Consider the following 15,877-nt stretch of genomic DNA (forward strand, 5'->3'; position numbering starts at 1 on the left):
ATCATGGATTTCTCCCTCACCGCGGAACAGCAGTTGTTCCGCGACACCCTGCGGGACTTCGTCAACAAGGAGATCCGCCCCGTCGCCCAGGAGTGGGAGGCCTCCGGCCGCTACCCCACCGAGATCGTCGACGGGATGCGGGAGCTCGGCCTGTTCGGCCTGACCGTGCCCGAGGAGTACGGGGGGCTGGGCGTCGACATGGTGTCCTTCGCGCTGGTCTTCGAGGAGATCTCCAAGGGCTGGATGGGCATCGCCGGCATTCTCGGCAGCCATTCCCTGGCCTGCTGGATGATCAACAAGCACGGCACCGAGGAGCAGAAGGCACGCCTGCTGCCGGACCTGGCCACCGGCGCGCGCCGCACCGGCATCGGTCTCACCGAGCCCGGCGCCGGCACCGATCTGCAGGGCATCTCCACCACCGCGCGACTCGACGGCGACCATTACGTCGTCAACGGCAGCAAGACGTGGATCACCAACGCCCGCCACGCCGACCCGCTACCCGTCCTGGTCAAGACCGACCCGACGGCCAGGCCCGCCCACAAGGGCATGTCGGTCCTGCTGATCGACGCCGACACCCCCGGCTTCACGGTCTCCCGCGACCTGCCCAAGCTCGGTTACAAGGGCACCGAGTCGTGCGAGATCACCCTGGACGATGTCCGGGTGCCCAGGCAGAACCTCCTCGGCGGCGTCGAAGGCCGGGGTATGCAGCAGGTCCTGTCCGGCTTGGAGATCGGCCGCATCAACGTCGCGGCCCGTTCCCTGGGCATCGCCCAGGCCGCCTACGACGAGGCGCTGTCCTACGCCGCCCAGCGTGAGGCGTTCGGCAGGCCGATCCACGACTTCCAGGCGATCCAGCTCAAGATCGCGGAGATGGCCATCAAGGTCCAGGCATCCCGCCTGCTGGTCTACTGGGCGGCCTCCCAGGCCGACGCCGGCCACCGTGTCGACATGGAGGCGGGAATGGCCAAGACCTTCGCCTCCGAGGCCGCCATTGAGTGTGCCCTGACCTCCATGCAGGTCCATGGTGGCTACGGCTACTCCAAGGAGTTCGTCGTCGAACGCCTCTACCGCGACGCTCCCTTGATGAGCATCGGTGAGGGCACCAACGACATCATGCGCACCGTCATCGCCAAGGTGCTGACCAGCGGCCAGGGCGTCATCGGATGACCGCCCGCTCCGCTCTGTACGTCCCCGGTGATGCGGCCGACAAGCTGGCCAAGGCGCTCGGCAAGGGCGCCGATGAGCTGATCGTCGATCTGGAGGACGCCGTGCCCCAGGCGGGCAAGGAGGCGGCCAGGGCGACGGTCGCCTCCTGGCTGGACGCGCTCCCCGCCGGAGGGGCGGGTCCCCGCCTGTGGGTACGGATCAACCCCGGCGAGCAGGGACACCAGGACCTGCGCGCCGTGGTGGCCCCGGGCCTGACCGGCGTCTGCGTCGCCAAGGCCGAGGACCCCGCCGACCTGGAGGCGCTGGACGCCCTGCTGACCGACCTGGAGCCGGAACGCGGCATCACCGAGCCCCTACGGCTCATTCCGCTGTTGGAGTCCGGCGAGGCCCTCTTCCGCGCACGCGAGCTGGCCCGTGCTCCGCGTGTGGTCCGGCTTCAGCTCGGTGAGGCGGACTTGGCCGCCGACCTGGGCGTCACGCCGTCCCCGGACGGTGGGGAGCTGCTGTGGGCGCGTTCGCAGGTGGTCGCCGCCAGCGCCGCCGCGAGGATCGACCCGCCCATCGCCCCGGTCAGCACTGACTTCCGCAACCTGGAAGCACTGCGGGAGTCCACGTGGACGCTGCGCCGCCTGGGCTTCTGGGGCCGAGCCTGCATCCACCCCGCCCAGATCGCGGTGGTCCACGAGGTCTTCACCCCCACCGAGGAGGAACTGGCCAAGGCCAAGGACGTCCTCGACCGTTACGGTGAGGCTCTCGCCGCCGGCTCCGGCGTCTGCCTGGACGCCCAGGGACGGCTCATCGACGAGGCGGTGGTCCGCTCCGCTCGCCGTCTCCTCTCCTGACACCAGCGTCGGATGCGATGGGGCCCGCCGGCCGCAGCCGGCGGGCCCCGTCGCGTTCCCTGGCCGCGCCGGTCCGGCGCCATGGGCGCCGCGGGGGACGGGAGAACGCAGGACCCCCGGCGGAGCGGTGAGGGATCGGCCGCTCCGCCGGGGGTCCTCGGCATCCGCGGCCGCTACGAGCCCTGTTGCGCGGTGGCGGCGAGGCGGCGGCCGAGCAGCCGGCCGAAGGTGATCGCGGGGGTGACCAGCATGCCCGAGCAGAAGCTCTGACCGCAGGTGGCCGCTGCGCCGATCACTTCGCCGATCGCGTACAGGTGGGGCACCGAGGTCCCGTCGGTGCGCCGGACCCGGAAATCGGAGTCGATGTCGAGGCCGGCGAACGTGACCAGGGAGATGCCGTGGTTGCGGATCGCGTAGAACGGCCCCTGCTCCAGCGGCAGCGGCAGGTGGGTGCGTCCGAAGTCCGGGTCGGAGCCGGCGGCGACCGCCTCGTTGTAGCGGTTCACCGTCGCCACCAGCCCGGCGGGATCGATGCCGGCGTCCACGGCCAGCTCTTCCAGGGTCCCGGCCGAGTGGACGCCGACCCGCTGCCCGGCCCGGGCGCGCAGCTCGTCGGGAGTCCAGCCGACCACCAGCGGACGGCCCTGCCTCGTGGACTCCAGCATTGCGTCGTCGAACACGGTCCAGAAGGTCATGTCCTCGACGCGGGTGAGCGCCCGCTCCTTGACGTCGATCGAGAGCTCGTCCTCGGCGATCCAGCGGCGGCCTGACCTGTCGACGTAGATCTCCACCGGGGGGCGCTCTGCGGCGATGAGGAGCTGCCGGTCCGACCAGTTGGCCCTCCCCGGGGAGACGGGGTCGGGCAGCCCCCCGAAGGTGGGCAGGTAGGAACCGGTGCCGGTCACCGCGGCATCCAGTTCCTGGGCCAGCAGGATGCCGTCGCCGGTCGAGGTCGGGTGCGCCGCCGAGACGAGGGGTGCGCCTTCCAGCTCCAGGAACAGCTCCGGCTCGGCCGCGAAACCGCCCGTGGCCAGCACCACGTCGCCGGCGCGCACCTCCACCTCCCCTCCGCCGCGCAGTACGGTCACACCGGTGACCGCGCCCTCCTCATCGGTGGACAGACCGATGACGGGGGAGTTCTTCCACACATCCAGCCGTCCGGTGGCGACGGCCTCGGCGAGCAGACCCTCGAAGACCTCAAGGATCGACACGGCCTCATTGACGCCGTAGTAGGTGCGCGGTGTGCTGTACGGCTCGTGTCCGTAGATGATGCGCGGGGTCTCGGACGCGAACGTGAAGCCTCTGTCGTCCAGCCAGTCGATGGTCTCGGCGGCGTTCTCGGCGACGGTGGTGATCAGGTCCTCGCGGGCGGTGCCGGAGCTGATGCGGCGGATGTCGGCCAGATGGGCCTCGACCGAGTCGGTGATTCCGCGCTCGGCCTGCCGCCGGGTCCCGGCGGCCGCCATGTGGCCGCCGGAGATGTGCAGAGTGCCACCGATGCGCTGGTCCTTCTCGGCCAGCAGGACGCGGGCTCCGCCGAGCGCGGCCTCGGCCGCGCAGGGAATGCCCGCGGTGCCCGCTCCGACGACCACGAGGTCGTAACTTTCCACGACTGGGATCTCCTGTAGTGCTTGCGGTTCTCAGGCGGAGGCGGTTTCGCCCGCAGCCGGTGGGGTGTACCAGCGCTCGGGCTCGGCGCCGGGCAGGCGGCGCTCCTCGACCATGGTGAGCCGGCTGAGCGCGCCGTTCTCGAAGTGCTGCCACAGCCGGGTGCGGTAGTCGCCGTCCGCCATCGACATCTCGACGATGCGCTCCTGCGGCCGCGCGTTCCAGCCGAAGGTGAAGAGGATGGCCTGGCCGCCCGCCCGGAGGGTCGTTCCCCACATCTCGTCGTCGACGAACTCGACACTGTCGCCGTCGACGACGGCGCGGTAGTAGCGGACCTCGGGTTCGGAGCCGTCACGGAGGTAGACGACCTTCTCGGTCCAGTCGGTGCCCTCCATCAGGCCCTCCTGCCGGCTGGCGAAGCGCTCGAGCAGCTCACCCTCGGCGTCGAGCACGGTGTAGGTGCCCTCCCAGACTCCGGAGGTCCGCTGCAGGATCTCGGCGATCGTCATCATCACTCCGCGGTGTCGTAGTACCAGGGCCGGGGACCTGCGGTCTCCCGGACGAGCAGGGCGCGCCTGCGCAGGAAGCGCTGGACGGAGGGCCGTCCCATGCGCGAGCCGCCGAGTCCGGACATCTTGAAGGAGTTCTTCTCGGCCTCGGGGACCATGCCGGTGAGGCAGACGTCGTTGACGCTGATGCCTCCGGCGTCGATCCGGTGCGCGATCGACAGTGCCTCCTCCGCCGTTCCGGCGAACACCGCGGCGCTGAGGCCGAACTCGGTGTCGTTGGCGAGCGCGACCGCCTCGTCCACCCCGTCATAGGCCATCACGGGGATGATCGGCCCGAAGGTCTCCTCGCGCATTAGCCGCATTGAGTGGTCGACCTCGGTCAGCACGGTCGGCCGCAGGTAGGAGCCGCCGTCGATGAGTTCGATCCGACCGCCGGTCCGGACGCGGGCGCCTCGTGCGACGGCGTCGTCCAGCTGCTCGCGGATGGTGTCGGTCTGCGCGCTCGTGATGATCGGGCCGATGTCACCGTCGGCGGGTGCGGGAAGGGCCAGTCGCACTCGTTCGGCCTTGGCGACCAGCGTGTCGACGAACTCCTCGACGACGCCGCGGTCCACGTACACCCGCTCGATCGACATGCAGGCGTGCCCGGAGTTGATGGTCGAGCCCCACAGGATGGCGGACGCGGCGCTGTCCAGGTCGGCGGACGCGGTCACGACCGCCGGGTCCTTTCCGCCTAGTTCGAGGAAGGCGGGGATGAATCGTTCGGCGGCCGACCGCGCGACCGCGCGGCCGGTGCGCACGCTGCCGGTGAAGCACACCGCGTCCGCGGCCTCGATCATCGCGGCGCCCGTCGCGCCGTCGCCCTCCACGACCGCGAAGACGTCGGCGAGGTCGGCGGCCTCACCGATGCACTCACGCAGCGCCGGGATGAAGCGGGGAGTCATCTCGCTCGGCTTCAGGATCACGGCGGAGCCGGCGAGGAGGGCCGGCACCGCGTCGATGAGAGAGAGCTGAAGGGGGAAGTTCCAGGGAGAGATCGCCGCGACGACCGGGTAGGCGACCAGGTCACCGCCGGTTCGGACCGCGGGGTCGCCCGTGGCGACCAGGCTCGCGGGCGCGAAGACCTCGGCGGCGAAGCCGGACGCCCGGTCGATCCCGGACAGGACGGCGTCCACCTCGATGAGCGAGACCTGGTGTCGGCCGGTGTCGGCCTCCAGCAGGCGGACGAGCTCCTCCCGCCGCCGGATGACCGCCTCCTTGAAGGCGGCCAGGACGGCGATCCGCTGCTCGACGGGCCGTGCCGCCCAGGCGGGCTGGGCGGCACGCAGCCGGTCGGCGATCCGCGTGACCGCGGCGGCGTCCAGTGCGGTGATCTCATAGTCGGGCCGGCCGGTGCGAGGGTTGCGGACGGATATCCGCTGCGTCATGCGTTCTCTCCTCAGATCAGTCCGTCGGCGGCCAGCCGGTCGATCACGGCGCGCTGCGTCGACAGGAAGTGGCCGCGCTCGGTCTCGCCGGGCCGCACCGTGTCCGGCGGGTAGAAGGACGTGCCGGCATAGCTCGGCGCGTAGAGCTCGAAGCGCTGGCGGGGGAGGAGGTTCATCATCTCCGGTGTCCGCCGCATCCGGCGCAGCGCGGCCAGGTCGAGTTCGGCGTTGGCGGCCATCGATTCGCCCTGCCCCGCCTTGGCCAGCACGTTCCCCCGGTAGTCGACGATCTGGCTGCCACCGTCCGCGGAGTGCGCGGGCAGTCCCATGCCGTACACGCCGGAGGTGTTGGCGGACACCACATACGCGCCGTTCTCCGCGGCACGGGCCAGCTTGGCGACGTTCTTCGGTGACAGCAGCGCGCTGCAGACCTCGGAGGAGCCGTGCAGGAACACCTCGGCCCCGCGCATGGCCAGGCACCGGGCGACCTCGGGGAAGAGGATCTCCTCGGAGGCGATGGCGGCGAGGTTGCCGATCTCGGTGCGGGCCACGGGGAAGAGGGCGTCCTCCCCGTAGATCGACAGGTACCTGTCGAGGACGTCGTGCGGAGTCACGGCGAACATCGAGTTGAGCCGCCGGTAGCGAAGGACGGTCTTTCCCCGCGGGTCGAAGACGACCGACGCCTGGAAGTAGAGGCCGGGGAAGTGCTCGTCCAGTTCGTAGGCGTTGACGCACAGGAACAGGCCGCTGTCCCGGCTGAGCTCGGCCAGCCGCGCGTACTCGGCGCCGTCGGGGTCGAGGGCGGCCCGCTCGCACCACTCCGGGAGCGGTTCGCCGATCGGATGCCCGGTCAGCAGGTACTCGGGGAGCACCACGAGCCTCAGCCCGCCGACGAACCGCTGGGTCGCCTCGACCTGGTCGGCCACCTGGTCGATCGCGGCCCGGATCATGTCGCGCGCAGCCGCGGTACTGGGGGCTCGGTTGATCGCGCGGCATGTGCTCTGCAGCGCGACCGCCCGGTAGGCGGTCACCGGTTCAACCACATCGTCTTGGCTCACACACACCTCTGTTCCGCCTGACGAAACGCTGTTTCTAACGACTATAGGGAGGGTGTCGCGTTTTGGGAAGTCTGCGGGGTTCCGCGGTGGGCGTCGGCGGGGATACGCTCCTTCTTGATTGGAACAGTGTTCCGTGTGATGGAACAAGCAAGGTGAGGGGGAGGTGCGACGGTGGCGCTCGGAGCGATCATCGAAGCGGTCGTCGTGTGCCGGGACGTCGAGGCGTCGATCGGTTTCCACGCCCGCGCGTTCGGGCTCGAGGTGATCGAACGGAACGGCGCCGAGGCGCTCATGGGAGTGCGCGGGGTCGGGACCGGCCGCCTCCGGCTGCGGCCGGCCGCGGCGGGCCGGGAGGCCGAGGAGCCCAGGGTCTGGGACCTCGGCCCGCGGCTGCTCGGTATGTACTCACGTGATCTGGAGCGATCCACCCGACTGATCGACGAGGCGGGCGGGCGGTCCAGGCAACCGGTGACCTACCCCTACGGCTCCGCCTCCCTGAGCGAGGCCGTGGCGCTCGGCAGCGACGGCCTCTGGTGGACGCTGCCCAAGGCCGGGCCCGGCCATCGGCCGAGCCCCGCGCTGGAGGGCGACCCGCAACGCCTGCACGGGGAACTGCACACGGCGGTCCTGGTGCCTGCCGACCACGAAGAGGCGCTGCGCTTCTTTACCGAGGCGGGCGGCCTTGAGGTGGCCTTCGACGGAGCGATGAGCGGCGAGCCGTTCGAGCGCATGATCGGCATGCCGCCCGGCGCGAGCCTGCGGCTGTCCTTCCTGGTCTCGGCCGACCAGGCACCCGCCCGGCTGGAGATCATGTCGTTCACCGGCGTGCAGGCACGCGACCTGTCCGACCGCCCGCTGGGGCTGCGCCGGCTGGTCTTCGCCGCCGACGACCCGGACGCGACGGCCGCCGCCCTCGAAGCCGCAGGCGGCGTCCGCATCGGCGAGCGCGTCCTGCGCGGGCCCGCCGGCGTCGAGGTGGAGCTGCGCGGAGCCGCGGCATGACCACGGAGAATCTCGGACGTTTCGACGTAGTGGTCGTCGGTGCCGGCACCGGCGGCCTGTGCACGGCCATCGAGGCGGCCACCGGCGGCGCCAGGGTCCTGCTGATCGACAAGCAGCAGGAGATCGGCGGCATGCTGCACATCGCCAACGGCGAGTTCAGCGGAGCGGGGACCCGCCGCCAGGCCGCGCACGGCATCAGCGACACCCCCGAGGAGCACTTCGCCGAAGTGATGCGGTTGTCCCACGGCAAGGCCGACGAGCGGCTCGCCTGGCAGACCGTGCGCGCCCAGGGGCGGACGGTCGACTGGCTGGAGAGCCAGGGCTTTGAGTTCGATCCCGCGACACCGGGGCTGGTGCACGGGCACGAGGTCTATTCGGTGCCCCGCACCTACTGGGGGGTGAGAGCCGGCCTGTCGGTGATCGACGCACTGCGACCGCTGCTCGACGGCCTGGTCGAGCAGGGCGCGGTGACCGTCCGGTTCGGCGTCCGGATCGAAGGCGCCGTCGTCGAGGACGGGCGGGTGGCCGGAGTGACCGGGACCGGCCCCGACGGCGGCGAGGTGACCGCCTACGGCGACGCCGTCGTGCTGGCCACCGGCGGTTACGACGCCAACCTGGAGCTGCGGAACAGATTCCTGCCGCCCGGCTGCGAGAACGCGTTGATCGCCTGCCTGGACCACGCGACCGGCGACGGCCTGGTCCTGGCGGAGGAACTGGGCGCGGGCATCAGCGGCGACGGATACTTCATCCCGGTGATGGGACTGATCCCCGACCCTGGCAGGCCCGGCTTCGCGGTGGACTACCGCGAGGCGTTCGTCGAGGTCGCCCCCGCCTACCGCACCCCGTACGAGATCTGGGTCAACCGCGACGGTGAGCGTTTCGTCGCGGAGGACACCACCAGTCCCGAGCACCGGGAACGCGCGCTGCTGCGTCAGCCGGGCATCGAGATGCACATCATCTGGGACCAGGCGATCGCAGCCGCCGCCGAGCCCCTGATCAGGAACGGCGCGGGCGACTGGACGCCCGAGCGCATGCGGGACGAACACTCCCGCGGCCGGTGGATCGTCGCCGCGGACTCCCTTGAGGAACTGGCGGGCAAGCTCGGCGTATCCCCCGGGGGACTCGTCGAGACCGTGCGGCGCTACAACGAGGCGGTGGCCGCCGGACACGATCCCGACCACGGGCGGACGACCCTGCCCATACCGATCTCGCAGGCGCCGTACTACGCCCTTACCTCGGTCGCCGCTTCCCTGCTCAGCCGGGACGGCCTGCGAGTGAACGGCGAGCTGGCGGTGCTCGACCGGGAGGGCGACCCGATCCCCGGCCTGTACGCGGTGGGAGAGGTACTGGGCAACAACGTCTTCGCCGGCGACAACTATGTCGGCGGCATGAGCGTGACGCCCGCGATGACGCTCGGCCGGGAACTCGGCCGAGCACTGGCCGCGCGGAGGGGGAGCGGGCGTGGGTGACACCGGGCGCGAGCCGCTGATCGAGAGCGTCACCTCGGCGGTGGTCGGCGTCACGGACTTCGGTCCGCACCTCGACCTCTTCTGTGGCGAGCTCGGTTTCGAGGTCGCCGCGGAGGGCGTGGTCGAGGCCGCCGACGCGGCGCGGCTGTGGGGCGCCGGGCTCGGCGACGTCGAGGTCAGGCTGCTCACCGCGGCGGGCTCCGCGACGGGCCGTGTCCATTTGCTGAAGGTGAACGGCCCGGTCGCCCCTGCGGAGCATCCGCACACCCTGGACGTCGGCCTCGCCGGCCTCAACCTCTACACCCGTGACATCGACGCCTCCTACGTCCGCCTGACGGCCGCGGGACACCCCTGGATCAGCAGGCCCGCACGGTATGAGGTGCCGCTGGGTGAGGCGGTCGTGTCGGTGACGGAGGGCTACTGCCTCGGGCCCGATGGGCTCGGCCTCGTCTTCGTGCAGCCGGCGAACGCCCGCGGCACGCAGGCGTGGCGGACCGACCCGGAGCGGCACTACACGGAGCTGACCTCGGTGGTGGCGCATGTCCCCGACTTCGAGGCGGAGCTCGCGTTCTGGGGGCCTGCGGGACTCGGTCTCTCTGCCTGGTACGACGTGACGTTCAGCTCCCCGGGCATCGAGGAGATGGCGGCCCTCCCGGAGGGGACCGTGCTCCGGCTCGCCTTCGTCGCGAGCGCCGAAGGCGGGTCGACCCGCATAGAACTCACCCGGGTGGAGAGCGGTCACCGGGGAGTGGACCGGCGCGGCGTCCAGCGGCCCGCACACGGCCTCGGGCACACGGGGTGGTCGGTGCGCACCGAGGACGTGGACGCGGCCGTGGAACGCGTGGCGGCCACCGGAGGGCAGGTGGTACGTCCCCCATCCGAGGTTTCCACGCCGCTGCACGGCAGGGCACGGGTTGTCGCGGTGGAAACACCCAACGGAATCTCCGTGGAACTATGGCAGACGTTGTGATGGCCGGAGCGTTACAAGACAGTGAGAAACAAACATCAGACAAATCGTTGACGCTGGCCTGAGGTGGTTCCTAAGCTTCCCGTAACCCTGTTTCGTGCAGCGGAATCCATGTCGGGGGTCGAAGAACCTCAGGAGGTAGACACGTGCGCAGGTCCACGATCCGCTGGGCTTCCGCGTTGGCCGCGGGTGCTCTGGTGCTCGCCGGCTGCGCGAGCAAGGAAGAGCGCGCGGGTGACAAGGCGGCCGGCGGAAGCGGCTGGAACGCGGGGTCGGGTGCCGTAAAGATCGGACTCATCTCGCCGATGACCGGGCCGTACGCGATCCTCGGAATCCTTCAGCAGAACTCGATCCAGGTCGAGATGGACCGGATCAACCAGGCCGGCGGTATCGGCGGGGCCAAGCTGGAGCTGGTGGTCCGCGACTCCGCGCTCGACCCGGGCAAGGCGGTGCAGGCCGCCAACGAGCTGGTCGGCGACAACCAGATCCGCATGGTGGTGGGGCCGTCACTGTCGGCCTTCTACAACGCGGCCAAGGACACCTACGAGCAGAACGCGAAGATCAACTGCCAGCCGGGCGTCGGCACCGGTGATTTCAGCGTGCTGAAGTACGGCTTCCGCTCCCAGGACCCGAACTACATCGGTGTCGAGAAGCTGATGCAGTACTTCAAGAGCAAGGGCGTCACCTCCGTCGGGCTCGTCTACGAGGCGGACGACGCCGGCAAGGCCAACGACGGCTTCATCGCCGAGTTGGCGCCGAAGTACGGCATCGAGTACCTGGGATTCCAGCAGACCCGTCCCGACGACCAGACGCACCGGCCGTATGTCGACAAGCTCAAGGGCGCCGGCGCGATCATGGTCTCCAGCAACGTCAGTGGCGCCAAGACGATGGCGGCCGCAGGCGAGGCGGGATACCAGGGCGTCCTGGCCGGCACCTCCGGCCTGCAGAACGTCTCCTTCCTCGACGCGGCGGGGGACAGGGCGATCGATTCGGTGTTCTCCGCGGTGAACGTCCAGTTCAACATCCGCGACCGCGCGTCCTGGAAGCCCGGTTACCGGGACCATGTCGACACGATCGTGAAGAAGTACGGTGTGATCGAGGGTCCCAAGTCGGGCGCCAAGATGCCCAAGGGGACCGCGATCGCGGCGGACTGCGTCACCGCGTTCGCCGCCGCGGCGGAGAGCGTCAAGACCCTTGATCCGGACAAGATCGCCTCGGCGATGACGAAGCTTGACATTCCGGACACCGAGACTCCGTCGGGTAACCGAATCAAGCCTGCCGACCACGAGTTCTACCACGTCGAGGATCTCCACATCTATCGGTGGGACAAGGACGGCCAGGGCTGGTTCATCACGGACGTCACCCCTGGGTCCTGACCTCGCGGGTCCGGAAGTTCGGCCCGCGCTTCACGCAACACCTGAGAGGAAAACCCCCATGTCCGCCAAAACCGGATACAAAGTCACGGCGCTGCTCGGTGCCGCGCTGCTGCTCACGGCCTGCGCGAGCAAGGAAGAACGAGCCGGGGTGACGCAGCAGTCCTCCGGCGGCGGGTGGAGCGCGGGCAGGCCCGTGGTGAAGGTCGGGCTGATCGGCCCGATGACCGGCCCGTTCGCCGTCGCGGGCATCTCCCTGGAGAACTCGGTCAAGGTCGAGATCGACCGGCTGAACGCCGCGGGCGGCCTCGGCGGGGCCAAGCTCGAACTGGTGGTCCGCGACTCCGGGCTCGACCCGGCCAAGGCGGTGCAGGCCGCCAACGAGTTCGCCGGCGACGACAGTGTCGGCCTGGTGGTGGGGCCGGCGCTGACCGCCTTCTACAACGCGGCCAAGGCCGGCTTCGAGAGCAACAAGAAGATCAACTGTCAGCCGATGGTGGCCACCGGCGACTTCAGCTCGCTGAAGTACGGGTTCCGCGCCCAGGACCCGGTCAGCCTCGACGCCGCGAAGATGATCGCCCACCTGAAGACCGAGGGCGTCACCTCGATCGGCGTCGTCTACGAAGGCGACGACGCCGGCAAGAACACCGCGGACGAGGTCAAGGCGCAGGCGGAGGCGGCCGGCCTGACCTGGAAGGGCTTCGAGGCCACCCGGCCGGACGACCAGTCCCACCGGCCCTACATCGACAAGCTCAAGGACGCCGGCGCGATCTGGATCTCCAACTCCTCCAGCGGGGCCAAGACCATGGCCGCCGCCAACGAGGCGGGCTACAAGGGCCTGATCGTGGGCGGTTCGGGCGCCCGCAACATCTCGTTCGTCGAGGCGGCGGGCGACGCCGCCGACGGCGCGCTCTTCAGCGCCACCTACTACCCCTACCCGAGCCGGGACGGCAGGGACACGTGGAAGCAGGGCTACCGGCGGCACATCGAGGAGATCGAGAAGCGTTTCGGCAAGAACACCGGTCCCAAGACCGGCGCCGAGTCGCCCAAGGCCGCCGAGATCGCCGCGGACTGCGTGTTCGCCTACACGCAGGCCGCCGAGCAGGCCAAGAGCCTGGACCCGGACGCCGTGGCCGCCGCCCTGGAGAAGATCGAGATCCCGGACACCGAGACCCCGTCCGGCAACTCCATCAAGATCGAGAAGCACGAGTTCTTCAACCTGGACGACATTCACGTCTACCAGTGGAAGAAGGACGACAAGGGCTGGCACACCGTCGAAGTCGCGAACTGACGAGGCCGGGCCGACGCACGTGAAAGGGGCCGTTCCTCCTGAGGGGGGAACGGCCCCTTTCACGTGGGCGGGCCGTCAGTAAGGCTGGTGGAACTCCAGGACCTCGCCGTCCGGGCCGAAGAAGGACTGGGCGAGTGTCCGGCCGTACGGCGGAAGGTCCAGTTCGACCGCGGGACATACCGGTTCGCCGCCGAGCCGGGTGACCAGCGCGGCGGTGGCCGCGAGGTCGTCGGTGGCCAGTGAGACGGAGAGGATCCCCCGGTGCGGCGGAACCGCGCGGTCGCGCTGCTGGACGCCGGGGAACCCGACGTACTGGGCCAGTTCCACCCGACCGGCCGACGGGCTGTCCGGGGCGTACAGGTTGATGTTGCGCAGGCCGGTCCCCGGGGGGAGCCGGAAGAAGGACTCCATGTTCTCGACCAGCTTGTCGTAGAGCTCGACGTAGCCGAGTGCGGAGTAGAAGTCCGCGGAGGCGCGGGCGTCGGAGACGTGGATGGCGACGGTCTGCAGCACGCTCGGCCGCCCGTCGTAGTCCGCCAGGAGCGACCCCTCGGCGGCCTCCAACTGGAAGACGTCGAGCACGTTGCCGTCGGGATCGTAGGACAGCGAGTCCCAGGCGGACAGGCCCGCCGCCACCGTCCAGTGGGACGGCTCCGACTTGCTGCGGCCCCCGGCCGCGCGCAGTCGGGCGACGGCGGTGTGGATGTCACGCACCCGGATGTTGAGCGCGTAGTGCCCGTAGTCCTGTGCCCGCGAATAGTCGCCCCAGTACGGTTCTCCGGGTTCGTCGAACTCCACCAGCCGGAGCAGCCCGGTGGCGGCGCCCTCCGGACCCAGCACGGCCGTGCGGCCGGTGAGCCCGGAGGGCATCTGCCAGAGGAGCTCCGCCTCGCGTCCGGCGACCTTCGCCTCGGCGAGCCGCGTGTAGGCGAACACGTCCTGGTAGAAGGAGCAGGAACGTTCCAGGTCCGCCACGGACACCGTCGCCGCCCGCAGGCCGCTGATCATGGACGTCCCTTCCCGTTCAGGACAGGGGGACGGCGCCCTCGGGCCACCAGTCCCCGGCGCCGTAGGGGTCCTCCAGCGGCTGGGAGCCGTGCTCGTGGACGATGCGCCACTCGCCGTTCTCCCGGCGCACCAGCCAGGTCATCCGCATTCGCAGCCGGCCGGCCTTGCCGTCGCCGACGATGTCGTAGTCGATCACACCGCAGACCTGGGCGAGAGTGTCGCTCTCGAAGACGAACGGCCCCTCGACCCAGCGGAACGCGGTGATGCCGGCCGGCGACCTGAAATAGGCGTGCCACCCCTCGGCGATCCGGTCACCACCGCGGTTGGTCCAGCGCGGGCCCTCAAGGAAGACGTAGGCGTCGGCGGCGGGGGAGAAGGTCTCCAGAACGCCGTCCACGTTCTTGTCGATGACGGCGGTGAGCATGGCCTCAGCCGTGCCGAGGGGTGTCCGCATGAGCGTGCCTTCCACGTGCTGCGGTTCCGCGCCTTGCGGCGGCGGAACATCGGTCGGTCCTTGGACCCTAATTGTCTGATGTATAAAGGGTCAAGGTGGGGTGGAGGCGGTCCGCGTCACCCGTGGGCGATACGCACGATCGTCTTGCCGAGGTTCTCCCCGGACATGAGCCTGCGGAAGGCCGCGGGCGCCGACTCCAGGCCCTCGTGGACGTCTTCCAGCAGGCGCAGCCGCCCCTCCGCCAGAAGTCCGCCGACCTCGCGGAGGAAGCGCGGGCGCAGATCCTCGTGGTCGTAGACCACGAATCCGTGCACGACCGCCCGGGTCCGCATCAGCAATCCGGCGGGCAGCACCGCAGGAGTGCCCACCTCGTTGGCGTTGTCGGGCAGTCCGCACAGCACCACCCGTCCGCCGGGTGAGATCAGGTTCATCACTCCGTCGAGCACCGCACCGCTGCCCATGTGGAGATAGCCGTCCACCCCGTTCGGGCAGGCGGCGGCCAGGGCCCGGGGCCAGGAGGGATCGTGGCGGTCCACGGCCGCGGTGTAGCCGAAGTGCTCGACCGCGATCCGGCATTTCTCGGGTCCGCCGACGATCGCGACCGTACGGGCGCCGGCGAGCGCGGCGAGCTGCCCGGCCGTGCCGCCGACGGCGCCGACCGCGGAAGAGACCACGACGGTGCCGTCCACGGCGGGGCGCAGCAGCCGGGTGACCGTGGCGTAGGCGGTGAGGCCCGGCGTGCCGAGGACGCTGAGCACGGCGGTGCGCGGCACGCCGGAGGGCGTGGACAGCGGGCTCAGGGCCGCAGCGGGGACGGCGGCGTACTCCTGCCAGCCGGTTTCGGCCACGACCCACTCGCCCGTGTCCACGACCCGGGCGATCGCCCGGCCCGGAACGAGGTCTCCGGGCGCGATTGGCCGATGGCCCAGATCACGCCCGGTCAGGGTGCCTCGGACATAGGGGTCGAGGGAGAGGTCGACCGTGCGGACCAGCACCTCTCCCGGCCCGGGCTGGGGGACTTCGGTGCTCTCTGCTCGGAAGTCGTCCTCGTGGGGAACGCCGGCGGGGCGCCTGGCGAGGACAATCCTGCGTTGCGAGGAGGGGAGCGTCATCCGACCCGCTTTTCGTTGATCAGGGTGCGCTTCACACAGACGCCGTTCTCCACCCACTGCCAGACACGGGTTCGGTCGTTCCCGTCGTCGCTGAGGACGATCAGCTCGTACAGCCGCTGGTCCAGTTCCTCGTCGGCGGCCTTGTAACGCCAGGTGAGGTAGGCGGTGTTCGCGTCGAGGCACCAGGTCACGCCCTTGATGCGCTCGGTGTCGAAGTGCAGGCGCCCGGCACCGTCGTAGATGCCGGGGAAGGTGTGCTCCTCCGTCCGGCCGTCCGCCCAGCGGTATCGATTGACCTGCACGTACCGGTCCGGGTGCTCGGCGGGGAACATGCAGCTCAGGTGGGAGGCGTGCTGGTCGATGAGGTTCCCCTCGGGATCCACGTAGGTGTAGGTGCCCTTCCACTCACCCTCGTGCCTGGCAAGCAGCGGCATGCCTTCCCGGACGTTCATGGGTCGCTCCTTCTCCACTGGGGTGCCCCCTAGAGTCGCACAGTGGAACGCTGTTGTCACTAGCGGAACAAGCCTTGATTTTTAAAGGTCTGACTTTTAAACTCCGCCCTGCGGGACAGGTCTGCGGCCCTAGGGTCC

General features: G+C 70.1%; 15 protein-coding genes. 7 read left to right on the forward strand and 8 right to left on the reverse strand.

What is annotated here, in order from left to right:
- The first annotated feature begins 3 nt into the window (after positions 1–3).
- Positions 4–1,167, forward strand: coding sequence for an acyl-CoA dehydrogenase family protein (locus C4U03_RS04005; RefSeq protein ID WP_103936192.1), 1,164 nt, complete (start codon positions 4–6; stop codon positions 1,165–1,167).
- Entirely contained in the window at positions 1,164–2,009 is an 846-nt protein-coding gene (locus C4U03_RS04010) for an HpcH/HpaI aldolase/citrate lyase family protein (RefSeq protein ID WP_103936193.1), read from the forward strand. Before C4U03_RS04005 ends, C4U03_RS04010 begins: the two co-directional genes overlap by 4 nt.
- 173 nt (positions 2,010–2,182) lie before the next feature.
- On the opposite strand, the gene C4U03_RS04015 is transcribed toward C4U03_RS04010, so the two are convergent.
- The 4 genes from C4U03_RS04015 to C4U03_RS04030 are packed head-to-tail and all read right to left on the reverse strand — an operon-like array spanning position 2,183 to position 6,611.
- Entirely contained in the window at positions 2,183–3,619 is a 1,437-nt protein-coding gene (locus C4U03_RS04015) for an FAD-dependent oxidoreductase (protein ID WP_200827009.1), read from the reverse strand.
- A 30-nt stretch (positions 3,620–3,649) separates the two neighbouring features.
- Entirely contained in the window at positions 3,650–4,126 is a 477-nt protein-coding gene (locus C4U03_RS04020) for a DUF3598 family protein (RefSeq protein ID WP_103936195.1), read from the reverse strand.
- A 2-nt stretch (positions 4,127–4,128) separates the two neighbouring features.
- Positions 4,129–5,553 (reverse strand): aldehyde dehydrogenase family protein, encoded by a 1,425-nt coding sequence (locus tag C4U03_RS04025; RefSeq protein ID WP_103936196.1) that lies wholly within the window; start codon positions 5,551–5,553, stop codon positions 4,129–4,131.
- A gap of 11 nt (positions 5,554–5,564) precedes the next feature.
- Complete coding sequence (locus C4U03_RS04030) at positions 5,565–6,611, reverse strand: nitrilase-related carbon-nitrogen hydrolase (RefSeq protein WP_200827010.1); 1,047 nt, start codon at positions 6,609–6,611, stop codon at positions 5,565–5,567.
- A gap of 171 nt (positions 6,612–6,782) precedes the next feature.
- Between C4U03_RS04030 and C4U03_RS04035 the strand changes: the two genes are divergently transcribed.
- The 5 genes from C4U03_RS04035 to C4U03_RS04055 all read left to right on the forward strand — a co-directional run bounded on the left by C4U03_RS04035 (position 6,783) and on the right by C4U03_RS04055 (position 12,713).
- A complete protein-coding gene (locus C4U03_RS04035) occupies positions 6,783–7,613 on the forward strand; it encodes a VOC family protein (RefSeq protein ID WP_103936197.1) in 831 nt (276 codons plus the stop codon).
- Positions 7,610–9,082, forward strand: coding sequence for an FAD-dependent oxidoreductase (locus tag C4U03_RS04040; RefSeq protein WP_103936198.1), 1,473 nt, complete (start codon positions 7,610–7,612; stop codon positions 9,080–9,082). Before C4U03_RS04035 ends, C4U03_RS04040 begins: the two co-directional genes overlap by 4 nt.
- The gene (locus C4U03_RS04045) at positions 9,075–10,052 is read left to right on the forward strand and encodes a VOC family protein (RefSeq protein WP_103936199.1); all 978 of its coding nucleotides are present in this window, start codon (positions 9,075–9,077) and stop codon (positions 10,050–10,052) included. Before C4U03_RS04040 ends, C4U03_RS04045 begins: the two co-directional genes overlap by 8 nt.
- 143 nt (positions 10,053–10,195) lie before the next feature.
- Positions 10,196–11,425: an ABC transporter substrate-binding protein gene (locus C4U03_RS04050; protein ID WP_103936200.1), complete on the forward strand. Its 1,230-nt coding sequence runs from the start codon at positions 10,196–10,198 to the stop codon at positions 11,423–11,425.
- A 58-nt stretch (positions 11,426–11,483) separates the two neighbouring features.
- The gene (locus tag C4U03_RS04055) at positions 11,484–12,713 is read left to right on the forward strand and encodes an ABC transporter substrate-binding protein (protein ID WP_103936201.1); all 1,230 of its coding nucleotides are present in this window, start codon (positions 11,484–11,486) and stop codon (positions 12,711–12,713) included.
- 75 nt (positions 12,714–12,788) lie between these two features.
- Here the strand turns inward: C4U03_RS04055 and C4U03_RS04060 are convergent, their stop codons facing one another.
- The 4 genes from C4U03_RS04060 to C4U03_RS04075 form a co-directional block, all read right to left on the reverse strand.
- The gene (locus C4U03_RS04060) at positions 12,789–13,721 is read right to left on the reverse strand and encodes a VOC family protein (protein ID WP_103936202.1); all 933 of its coding nucleotides are present in this window, start codon (positions 13,719–13,721) and stop codon (positions 12,789–12,791) included.
- 16 nt (positions 13,722–13,737) lie between these two features.
- On the reverse strand, positions 13,738–14,175 hold the full coding sequence (locus C4U03_RS04065) for a YybH family protein (protein WP_103936203.1): 438 nt from the start codon (positions 14,173–14,175) through the stop codon (positions 13,738–13,740).
- Between the two features lie 116 nt (positions 14,176–14,291).
- On the reverse strand, positions 14,292–15,287 hold the full coding sequence (locus C4U03_RS04070) for an MDR family NADP-dependent oxidoreductase (protein ID WP_103936204.1): 996 nt from the start codon (positions 15,285–15,287) through the stop codon (positions 14,292–14,294).
- Positions 15,284–15,739, reverse strand: coding sequence for a DUF3598 family protein (locus C4U03_RS04075; RefSeq protein WP_103936205.1), 456 nt, complete (start codon positions 15,737–15,739; stop codon positions 15,284–15,286). Before C4U03_RS04075 ends, C4U03_RS04070 begins: the two co-directional genes overlap by 4 nt.
- Positions 15,740–15,877 lie beyond the last annotated feature (138 nt).

The organism is Thermomonospora echinospora (assembly GCF_900108175.1).
Classification (GTDB): domain Bacteria; phylum Actinomycetota; class Actinomycetes; order Streptosporangiales; family Streptosporangiaceae; genus Thermomonospora; species Thermomonospora echinospora.